Raw genomic sequence first — 10,971 nt, 5'->3', positions numbered from 1 at the left:
AACCCGCTCTGTCATCGCAAACACGACCCGGGCGCCTATGGCGCCCGAGTCGTCTGGAGAAATTGAATGTCGTTGAATCCTGATATCGCCGCGTTCCTGCAACTGGTCGGCAACGGCCGGGCCAGTGGCAAACGCGTGGGCATGCATGAGCTGACCCCTGAACAGGCCCGCGAGCAGTTCGATCAGTCGTCTTTGCTGATGGACGCCGGAGGCGAAGACCTTGCTGTGGTCGATGAGCTGCAATTGCCGGTACGCGACGGTTCGCTGCTGGCCGCGCGGATCTACAGTAATCAGCCGTTGAGAACCGGGGCCGGGCGCCCTGCGTTGTTGTATTTCCATGGCGGCGGTTATGTGGTCGGCAGCCTCGACTCCCATGATTCGCTGTGCCGGGCGCTGGCGTCGATGGCCGATTGTGTGGTGCTGTCGGTGGCCTATCGACTGGCGCCGGCGTTCCGTTTTCCCACCGCGGCAGACGATGCGCAGGACGCCTGGGACTGGCTGGTGGCCAGTGCTCGGGACCTGGGTCTGGACACTGAGCGTCTGGCGATTGCCGGCGACAGCGTCGGTGGCAGCCTGGCCACGGTGCTGGCTGCACAACTGGCCGGTGCTCCGGTGCAGCCGCGTTTGCAGGTGCTGATCTACCCGGTCACCGACGCCAGTCGCAGCACGCCCACCATCGAGCGTTATGCCGAAGGCTATCTGCTGGAGAAGGCCTCGCTGAACTGGTTCTACGACCACTATCAGCGTGAGGCAGCCGACCGTCTCGATCCGCGCTTTTCGCCGTTGCTGGGTAAAGTCCCGGCCAATATGGCACCGGTGCTGCTGGTGCTGGCCGAGTGCGATCCGCTGCACGACGAAGGCGTGGCGTATGCCCGGCATTTGCAGGCGGCGGGTGTCGAAGTCGAGTTGAAGGTGTACGAAGGCATGACCCATGACTTCATGCGCATGGGCGCGATCATCGATGAGGCCGAAGAGGCGCAGCAGCATATCGCCGAGCGGTTGGCGCAGGTGTTCGCGGCGCGTTAGCACAGGTTCTTCGAGGGACTGAAAAGGGCCGCTGTCTGCGGCCCTTTTCTTTTGTCCGGGATTTGCGTTCGGGCAGACAGCAAAACGCCGGCAGACGCCGGCGTTTTGTCTGGTACCGCGCGTGTTACCAGTTGTAGGTCACGTCGGCGGTCATGGTGCGGCCTTCGCCGTAGTAGCAGTCCAGGGTGCTGTTGCAGCTGGCGACGTACTTCTTGTCGGCGAGGTTTTCCAGGTTCATCTTCACTTTCACGCCTTTGACGTGCAGCGGCGATTTCTCCAGGTCGTAGGAGACCATGGCGTCATACACGGTATAGGACGGGATCTGGAAGGAATCCTCCTCGTAGTCCGAGCCGTAGCTGCTGCGCACGTAGCGGGTACCCAGGCCCATGCCCAGACCGGCCAGCGGGGTGGATACGTCGAAGTCGTAGTTGACCCACGCCGAGGCGGTCAGCGGCGGGCTCATGGCTAGGGTGCGACCTTCGCGACCGTCGTTGACGCTGCGCCATTTGATCTGGTTGCGCGACACCGAAGCCAGCACACGCAGGTTCCGGGTGACGTTGACCTTGCCTTCCAGTTCCACGCCGCGCGAGCGCACCGAACCGCTCTGGCTGCTGAAGCCCGGGTTCTGCAGGTCGTTGGTCAGCATGTTGTTCTGATCGATCTGGTAAGCCGACAGCTGGATGAAACCGTCGACGAAGCTTGGCTCGTACTTGATACCGACTTCGTACTGCTTGCCCTCGGTCGGTTCGAACGGACGGCCGTTCATGTCGGCGCCGGTCTGTGGCAGGAACGATTCGGCGTAGCTGACGTACGGCGTCAGACCGTTTTCGAACTCGTAGCCAAAGCCCGCGCGTCCGGTGAACTTCTCGTCCTTGATGTTCGAACGGTTGCCGCCCAGCGGTTCCTTGTTGATGGTTTCGGCAAAGTCATAGCGACCGCCGACGGTCAGGAACCACTGGTTCCAGCGCATCTGATCCTGGGTGTACAGGCCGGTCTGCTTGATCGTGTTGTCCCAACGGTAAGGCTGGCGGAAGTTGAACTCGCTGCCGTAGACCGGGTTGTACAGGTCGATGGCCGGGCCGGTCCGGTCATAGCGACCGAGGAACTTGGAGTTGAAGTGGTAGTAGTCCACGCCCAGCAGCAGGGTGTGATCCAGCTCGCCGGTCTTGAATTTGGCCTGGGCGATGTTATCGACACCGAAGACCTTGTTGTCCTGGGCCCAGTCCACGCCAAAGCGGGTCTGACGGCTTTCATCATCGGCACCGGTGACCGGATTCGGTTCGAAGGAATAGCCGTGCAGCGGCGCGATGTAACGGTCGTTGAGCTGCGCGTAGCGGGCGTTCTGCTTGAGGGTCCAGACGTCGTTGAGTTCGTGGGAGATCTCGTAGCCGAGCACGAACTGTTCGCGGTCGTACTTGTTCACGTTCGGCTCGCCGAGGAACAGGCTGCGGCTGATGCGACCGTTGGCGCTGCGGTATACGGTGCCGTTGGCCGGCAGGCCCTGGGCTTCCGGGGTGTCGTGGTCTTTCTGGTACTGGCCGTACAGGGTGATGCTGGTGCGGTCGTTCGGCAGCCAGGTCAGGCTGGGCGCGAGCATCATGCGTTTCTGGTCGGCGTAGTCGATCTGCGAGTTGCTGTCGTTGACCACACCGGTCAGGCGATAAAGCAATTCGCCCTGGTCGTCGAGCGGGCCGCCGAGGTCGAAGGCGCCGTATTTGCGGTCGTAGCTGCCGCCACCGACGATCACTTCATGCAGCGGTGTGGCGGTCGGACGCTTGCTGACCATGTTGACGATACCGCCCGGCTGGTTCTGGCCATACAGCACCGATGCCGGGCCCTTCAGCACTTCGATGCGCTCCAGGCTGTACGGGTCGATCTGCAGCGAACCACCGGTGCTGCCACCGCCGTAGGGCAGGTGCAGGCCGTCGAGGTACAGCGGGGTTGGCGAGAAGCCGCGAGACGTCGGCTCATCGAAAATCTTCACCCGGTCGGAGAAGCCGCCGCCGGTCATGCCGGCGGTGTAGCGCAGGGCTTCGGTGACCGATTGTGAACCGCGCATCTTGATTTCGTCCTGGGTGACGACGTTGATGGTCTGCGGAATTTCCTTCAGCGCGGTATCGGTCTTGGAACCGGTGGCGCTGCGTTTGGCGACGATTCCGTCCACCGGACCCCAGGCCGATTCTCCGGCGGCGGTGATGCTGGTCGGTGCCAGGTCAAGGGCCGCGCCGTTGCTGCGGGCGCGCAACGCTACATTGTTGCCCTGCACGCTGTAGGCGATGTCGGTGCCCTGCAGCAATTGCGCGATGGCGGCGGTCGGCTCCAGGCTGCCACTGACGGCGGTGCTGCGCAGGCCGCTGACGTCGTCCGGGCTGTAGAGCACTTGCAGATTGGTCTGGCGACCGAATTCCTGCAGTGCGCTCCCCAGCGACTGTGCAGGAATATTGATCGCCACCGCGGCGGCCTGCACCTGACCGATCACCGGCAGGGTCAACGCCATGGCGCAAAAAGCGGGAAGGGTAGTGCGCAAGGAGCGGCGGATCAGCAGAGCCTTGGCGAGCGGGTGGAGTCCGTGCGGTGCGGGCATTGTTCTTCTACTCTTGAAAGTGTTGACTGAGAACGATTTCTATTAACTGTATGTAAGACGTTGAGCCTCCCGAAAACCGGAAAGGCTCGACGCACTTTTTTTACAGATGTTTCACAATCAGGCGGGTTGCAGCTCGGTGACCACTTTGCCGGCGTTCATGCGCACCAGCTGGTCGGCGACGTCGAAGTAACGATCGTCGTGGGAAATGACGATGATGGTCTTGCCCAGACGCTTCAGGTCCGGCAGCAGTTCGGTGTAGAAGATCCGCCGGAACGTCGGATCCTGGTCGGCGGCCCACTCGTCGAACACCAGCACCGGACGCTCTTCCAGCCATGCGTTGATCAGCGCCAGGCGCTTGCGCTGGCCGGTGGACAGATCGGTGGTGGTGAACGCGCCGTCGCGCACGCTGACCTTGTGCGCGATCTCCAGGCGTTCGAGGTATTTGTTCGCGTCCTGCGGAATATGCGTGTCGCCCTGCACCACGTCGTCGAACAGGTAATAGTCGGCGAAGATCGTGGTGAACAACTGGCGATAATCATCACGGGTGAGGGCGGTGACGACCTGATCGTTGAGGCGGATTTCGCCTTGCTGCGGCGCATACAGGCCCAGCAGCAACTTGATCAGGGTGGTCTTGCCGCAACCGTTTTCGCCCACGATGAAAATGATGTCGCCCTGCTCGATCTTCAGGTTCACCGGTCCCAGGCGGAATGGCGCCGCGCCTGCCACGGTCGGGAAACTGTACGAAACCTCGGACAGTTCCAGGCTGTGCACCGGGGTTTTTCTGTTGCCCTGATCGTTGAGCAGCAAGTGCGGCTCAGGCGAAGAAAACTGCTCGGAGAGTTCGGCAATCCGGCGAAAGGCGATCTGTGCGCGACCGACAATCGGCAACGCCGCCATGACGTGTTCCAGCGGACCTTTCATGTACAGCAGCACCAGCACGAAGCCGCTCATCACCGCTTTGTCGGCGCTCGGCCACAGCGATTGCAGGGCCAGCGCCAGGCCGATCACCACGAAGAACAGCATCGAGCCGAGGGTCTTGGCGATCACGTAGATGTTCACTGAACGCACCTGGGTTTCGCAGATCCGGTCGGCGGTGCTCTGGATGCCCGAAACGAACATGCGGTGACGACGTGGGCGGTGGATGCGCAGTTCCTTGGCGCCTTCGGCAATCGCGTTGTAGTTTTTCTGCAAGTCGTCTTCGTGGTCGCGGGCCTCCATGAACCCCTGCATGCCACGGCCCTGGGCAATGTACTGAATGATCGTGCCGATCAGGACCGCCGCCGCCATCATCAGGAACATCGGCCACGACAGCATCGCCAGGTAGCCCATGCAGCCGAGGGTGACCGTCATGGAGATGGCCAGGGGTGAAAAGGCGAAAGCAAAATCACTGATGGTGTCGACGTCGTGGGTCAGCACCGGGATCAGTCGATGGCTGCGGTAGCGCTCGATCTGCTCGATAGGCGCCGACAGCACCTTTTCGCCGAGTTCCTTGCGCAGCCTGGCGATGATGTGCTGGCCGACGAAGTTGGTGCCGATGTCGGAGAAGATCGAACTGGCCAGGGCCAGCAGGCACAGGCCGGCGAATACCGCGACCACCGTGCTGGTCAGGCCGGCTTCGGAATGCAGCGCGTTATTGATCGTCGCCAGCAACGCCGTGACGCTCAGGCCACCGACCATGCCGAGCAGGATCGAGCCGGCAACGATCAGCCGAAAGGGTTTGAGCAGGGCGAACAATTCATTGATCACCCCGCGTGTTGGTTTGCTCATGGAGGTTCCCTGCGTGAAAGAGCGGCAAAGGCCTGCATCGACTGCGGGCGTCGCCTGGGTGACGTAGAGGGCAGTGGCGCGTCGCAATGGATCGCGCCATCTGTAGAACGACTGGCGGGAGGGTTAATTTAGCGTGGCGATGGCGGGTTACAGGTCCCGGGCGACGCGAAAGCCGATCCAGTCGCCGCGTTCGGTCGGCACCAGCGCATTGCGATTGCCGGAGCGTGAAAATACCGGGGCTTCGCCCCAGTCGTTGCCGCGGATGCGCTTGAATTCGCACTTGCCGGTCAGCCAGGCGCTGCCGTCGCTCGGCGCGCCTTCGTAGTTTTCGTTGTAGCAGTCGGCGGTCCATTCGTAGACGTTGCCGTGCATGTCGTACACGCCGAAAGCGTTGGGCGGGAAGCTGCCGGCCGGAGCGGTGAAGTTATAGCCGTCGGCGGCGCCATAGGTGTTGGCGTGCTTGGCGATACTGTATTCCTTGCCCTCATCGAACGGGAAGGGGAACGGACCGCTCGTGCCGCCCCGGGCCGCGTACTCGCGCAGGGATTCACTGACCAGTCGATAATGTTGACCGGTTTTTTTCGACAGCCACGCCACGTAGGCGTTGGCTTCGGCGAAGTCCATGCACACCGCCGGATGCCGGTCTGTGTACTGCTTGCGCGGGTCACTGCCGGCGTAGTCCGGAACCCCGGCCTTGCACGCGCGGCCGGGACGATCATCGCCGTCAGGCATGCGGTAGCCGGTGTCCTTGAGGTAGGCGAACCATTCGCCCTTGAGCACCTGGAAGCGGCTGATGGCCAGTGGTCTGGCAAAGGTCACCGGGTGCATCGGACCTTCATCGGGCTCGCGGCCGACTTCATCTTCCGGAGTGCCCATGGTGAAGGTGCCGGTGGGCAGCACGACCATTTCCGGACAATCCTTGCAGTCCTTGAACACTTTGCCCGGCGCCGGCGCAGTGGCCGCTTGCGCAGCGCCTGGCAACAGGCTCGCGGCGAGGGCGGCGAGCATCAGCGCCGGCAGTGCTTTCAAAGCAGAACGAGGCAGTTCACTGTTCATTTCGAGTCTCGTCAAAGGGAAGGAAATCGTTCGCTCACAGCGCCCGGTCGAGCACCGCCAGCAGGCGGTCGATCTGGACTTCGTCGTTGAGCAGCCCCGGCGCCGTGCGGATCACCGGCCCGACATCACGCTCCACGGCATCGGCCACTACCTTGTTGGCCATAAGGTGTGCGGCGATCCTGTCGCTGTCCTTGCCCTTGACCCGGAAGAAGGTGAAACCGGCAGAAAATTCGGGGCTCAATGGCGTGACCAGTTCGATCTGCGGCCGTTGCAGCAGGCGTTTTTTCAGGTAGCTGTTGAGTTCGTGAATGCGCGCCTGCACGTCGGCCTTGCCCAGCTGCAGATGCAATTTGAACGCTTCGGTCAGGGCCCAGCGATGCTCGAACGCGTGGTAACCGCCCGGCGTCATGGTGGTCGAGAAATGCTCGGCCTCGGAGAAGGTCGGGATGATCGGCGTGACGTATTTCACGTCCGTCGTGCGGCTGACCACGATCCCGGTGCCGCGCGGGCCGAACATCCATTTGTGGGTGCCGGCGACGAAGAAGTCGCAGTTCATCGCCGGGAAACTCACGTCTTCCACACCAAAACCGTGCACGCCGTCGACGACATACACAATGCGGTCGGCCTCGCTGCGGCCACGGTTGTGTTTGTCCACGAGTGCACCGATATCGGCGAGCGGCAGTTTCACGCCGCTGCCGGAATGCACCCAGCACATGCCCAGCACGCGGGTTTCCGGGCGAATGCTGCGGTCGATGTTGGCCAGCAGTTCGTCCTTGCTGATCCGGTACGGATCCTTGAACAGACGGATCTTGCGCACCCGGGTGCCGTCGCGCCGGGTGCGCAGTTCGAGGATGGTGTGGGTCGCGTAATGCTCGTGTTCGGTGGTGAGGATTTCCTGATCGGCCCGCACCTGCACACCGCCATAAATCATCGCCAGGCCTTCGGTGGTGCTGCCGGTCAGGGCGATCTGCCGGGCATCGGCCTGCACGTAACGACCCGCCCAGGTGCGCACCTCCTCTTCGCGTTTTTCGGTGACACCGTGGTCCCAGTCCATGGCCAGCCCCGGATTTTTGTCGAGGGCGGCGCGGTGCAGCTCGATCGCCTCGCGCACCGGGCGCGGATGGGTGGTGACCAGGAAATTGGAGAAGTGCAGCCAGGCCGGATCCTGATCGAACAACTGCTGCAATTGCGCCCACTTGTTGCGCGATGGCGGCGCGGCGGCGGTTGAAGCGCTGGCGATGTTCGGCAGACTTGCGCCCAGCGGTAGCGCGGCAGCGAGGATTCCGGCCTGCTTCAGAAAGTCACGACGGTTGCTCATGGCTTGGCGACTTCCAGGCTCGAAGCAATCGCCGGTCTGGCGGCTTTCTCGACCTGATCCCAGACCCGCAGGAAATTGCCGCCCCAGAGTTTGGCGATGTCAGCTTCCGAGTAACCGCGCGACAGCAGTTCAGCGGTGACGTTGCGAATCTCGCCGACGTTCTCCCAACCCTTGACGCCGCCGCCTTCGTTGAAGTCCGAACTGATGCCGACGTGGTCGATGCCGATCTTGCGCACGGTGTAATCGATGGCGTCCCCCAGGTCCTTCAGGCTGGCCTTCGGTTCTGTATCGAGGATGGCGTAAAGCTGGCCGGCGTATTCGCCGAACTTCTGCTCCGACCACGCCGAGATGATCGGATCGCCTGGCATCAGCGCGAAGGCCTGATTCGGCAGCGGCGGCAGATCGAAGCGCTTGCGCAGTTCGTTGAGTTTGTCCTGGGTGCCTTGGGTCAGCGGACGCAGGTACTGCGAGAAACCAACGATCTGCACCACGCCGCCGCTGTTCTTGATCAGCTGCAGTTCCTTGTCGCTGAGGTTGCGCGGGATATCGACCATGGCCCGCGGTGCCGAGTGCGAGGCCACCAGCGGCGTGCGGCTCAATTGCGCGACTTGCTCCAGGGCCTTGGTCGACATCTGCGACACGTCGATGATCACGCCCAGGTCGTTCAGGCGCTTGACCGCTTGCTTACCGATATCGGAAAGACCGTCGAGAGCGTCCGGCGAGTCATTGAAAAACGGCAGCGGGCGCGACGAGTCGGCCCAGTCGTTGTTGCCGATGTAGCTGAAGCCGAACATGCGCATGCCGCGCGCCGCCCACAGATCCAGCCGATTCAGGTCATGACCCAGCGGGTAGGCGTTGAGCATGCTGATGAAGATCGCGAACTTGCCTTCGCCGTGCAGGCGCCGGAAGTCGTTGGCGGTGTAGGCAATGCCGACCTGATTGGGAAAGTCACGGACCATCCCGGAAATGATCTTGTAGCGGATTTCCTGCTGGTTGCGTGCCTCTTCGACAAAGCCTGCGGTGGGTTTGTGCGGAGCATTGGGGCCGTTCCAGATTTCCGGCCAGCCGAAAATCGTCAGCGCCGCACCGGACAGCCGTCCGCGATTGGCCTTGACCAGATCGAACTGCTCGCTGCCGTCCTTGTCGATCTCGTTGCCGGTGGTGCCGAAGTTCTGGGTGATGGTGATGTGGCTGTCGAACGAGAGCATGTGCTCGTGCAGTTCTTCGGCCTGCTGCATGACTTTGACCGGGTAGCCGGGGTTGTCCTTGAACCAGATGTCCCAGACCGCGAAACCGGCACCGGCGCTGATCGCCAGGGCCAGCGGCAGGCCGATGAATAGAGCCTTTTTCGAACGTGGTTTTGTCATTGCCATCTCAGTCAGGTTCGCTGTCGAGGTACAGGCGCAGAGGCCTTTGCTATCTGGGAGGAACGAGCGGGCGCAGGAAAAAATTAGTCGTGGTTGCCGGCGCTTAAATTTGTCCGGGCAGCAAACGTTCTAGCTGGGATAAAGCCTGCTTCAAGGCTGAATACAGGTAGGGCAATGAGGATTTCTCGACGATGGTTCATGGCAGGCCTGGCGTTGACCGGCGCTGCCGTACCTGCAGCTTATTTCGGGCATCGCGAATGGACGAAGCCCGACCCGACGATCACGCCCGGGGAGGCGTCGTTCGATGTCGCCGACGTGGCCGGGCAGCGCCTGGCGAACGCATTGCGCGGGGTCTGGAAGATCCGTTTTGTCGGCCGTGATGCCGGCCTCGACGGATTGCCGAACGAGGGCCTGGAGGTGTTTCTGGATATCGGCCAGAGGGGCCGGGGCGTGTGCGGGTTTCTCGACACGCCGGAGCGTTTGCGTTCTGCCGAAACACCGCGCTACCGGATTCTCGGCGATCTTGCCGGGGCCGAGGCGTCGAAGCTCAGTTGGCGACTGCTGGGCGCCGGGGGCAGTGTCGATTACGAACTGAACATGATCCTCGATGAGGTCTGGGCCGATTTCGGCAACGCCGGCAGCGGCAGCCTCAGCGGCACGGTGCAGCGTCTCGACCGCTCGCTGGCCTTGCCGGCCCAGGATCACCGCTTCATTGCGGTCAAATGCCTGTTCCCGGAAGCACGACAACGCACGCCGTTGAATCCGACGCTGCTGGCGTGGCTGGTGTCCCCCGAGCATCGGCTGTTTCACCAGGTCTGGCATGCGACGCGGGACAAGTGGCACACCCTGTCCGAAGACAAGCGCAACGCCTTGCGCGGCCTCGGCTGGCAACCCGGTCCTCGCGATCAGGAGCGCGATGCTCGCGGTCCGCGCAAGGATCGCAACGGTTCGGGCATCGATTTTTTCTTTATGCACCGGCACATGCTCGGCACCGCGCGCTCCATGCAGGATCTGCCGTCCTGGCAGTTCTTCCCGCTGCCGCAGCCGGAACTGGTGCGCGACCGTGTCGGGTTCGCCCGTTATTTCGACAACCACGACGGCACCTCGCTGCCGCCGACCTGGCTGGCCGAGGGCGATGACGAGTACGCGCAATGGGTCAGCGACCTGAAGACCGCCGAGACCTATCAGAGCAATTTCGAAGTCTGGGAATCGCAGTACCGCGATCCGCAGTACCTGTCGAAGCTGACCCTGGGCCAGTTCGGCTCCGAGGTGGAACTGGGTCTGCACGACTGGTTGCACATGCGCTGGGCCTCGGTGCCGCGGGATCCTTCCAATGGCCAGCCAGTGCCGTTGGCCCGGGATCTGGATGACTTCGCCGCACGCTGGTTCGCCCCGGAAAACGACTTTCTGGGCGACCCGTTTTCATCCCATGTGAACCCGGTGTTCTGGGCGTTTCATGGCTGGATCGACGACCGTGTGGAAGACTGGTTCCGCGCTCACGAGCGCTTCCATCCGGGCCAGGTTTCGCGTCTCGAGGTCAATGGCGTGAAATGGTTTGCGCCCGGGCGCTGGGTCGAGGTGGCGGACCCCTGGCTCGGCCCGACCACTCACGGGTGCAGCACCGTGCCGGGCTTGCAGGTGGGCAAGTCGGTGGAAATGGACCCGGAAACCATGAAGCTGGCGCTGCGCATCACCTTCGGTGAGGACGAGAAGAAGCTCGAAAGCCTGTTCCGGCGCGTGCCGAAACGACCGTGGTATGCGCGCAATCTGACGGCCAAAACCGGCGCGGTCTGAGGGGCCACGCTATCGTTGATTCGCTGAACCTGGCAGGCTCGCTCCCACAATGAGCGCGT

At 62.6% G+C, this 10,971-nt stretch carries 7 protein-coding genes; 2 read left to right on the top strand and 5 right to left on the bottom strand.

Annotation, left to right across the window (positions count from 1 at the left end; translation table 11 throughout):
- The first annotated feature begins 66 nt into the window (after window positions 1–66).
- The gene (locus tag ACK6BI_RS10320; RefSeq protein WP_409316999.1) at window positions 67–1,026 is read left to right on the top strand and encodes an alpha/beta hydrolase; all 960 of its coding nucleotides are present in this window, start codon (window positions 67–69) and stop codon (window positions 1,024–1,026) included.
- 124 nt (window positions 1,027–1,150) lie between these two features.
- Here the strand turns inward: ACK6BI_RS10320 and ACK6BI_RS10315 are convergent, their stop codons facing one another.
- The 5 genes from ACK6BI_RS10315 to pvdM form a co-directional block, all read right to left on the bottom strand.
- Entirely contained in the window at window positions 1,151–3,610 is a 2,460-nt protein-coding gene (locus ACK6BI_RS10315) for a TonB-dependent siderophore receptor (RefSeq protein WP_409316998.1), read from the bottom strand.
- Between the two features lie 117 nt (window positions 3,611–3,727).
- Window positions 3,728–5,377: a cyclic peptide export ABC transporter gene (locus tag ACK6BI_RS10310; protein ID WP_409316997.1), complete on the bottom strand. Its 1,650-nt coding sequence runs from the start codon at window positions 5,375–5,377 to the stop codon at window positions 3,728–3,730.
- A gap of 147 nt (window positions 5,378–5,524) precedes the next feature.
- Window positions 5,525–6,433 (bottom strand): formylglycine-generating enzyme family protein, encoded by a 909-nt coding sequence (locus ACK6BI_RS10305; protein WP_409316996.1) that lies wholly within the window; start codon window positions 6,431–6,433, stop codon window positions 5,525–5,527.
- 34 nt (window positions 6,434–6,467) lie between these two features.
- Window positions 6,468–7,751: an aminotransferase class V-fold PLP-dependent enzyme gene (locus ACK6BI_RS10300; protein WP_409316995.1), complete on the bottom strand. Its 1,284-nt coding sequence runs from the start codon at window positions 7,749–7,751 to the stop codon at window positions 6,468–6,470.
- Entirely contained in the window at window positions 7,748–9,118 is a 1,371-nt protein-coding gene (pvdM, locus tag ACK6BI_RS10295; RefSeq protein WP_409316994.1) for a pyoverdine-tailoring dipeptidase-like protein PvdM, read from the bottom strand. Before pvdM ends, ACK6BI_RS10300 begins: the two co-directional genes overlap by 4 nt.
- Before the next feature lie 174 nt (window positions 9,119–9,292).
- On the opposite strand from pvdM, the gene ACK6BI_RS10290 reads away from it, so the two are divergent.
- Window positions 9,293–10,912 (top strand): PvdJ/PvdD/PvdP-like protein, encoded by a 1,620-nt coding sequence (locus ACK6BI_RS10290; protein WP_409316993.1) that lies wholly within the window; start codon window positions 9,293–9,295, stop codon window positions 10,910–10,912.
- Window positions 10,913–10,971: the final 59 nt, after the last annotated feature.

Source organism: Pseudomonas sp. KCJK9016, from assembly GCF_046231795.1.
GTDB lineage: Bacteria > Pseudomonadota > Gammaproteobacteria > Pseudomonadales > Pseudomonadaceae > Aquipseudomonas > Aquipseudomonas bananamidigenes.
Note: the sequence above shows the minus strand (reverse complement) of the source record. Positions and strands in the feature narration are given on the sequence as shown.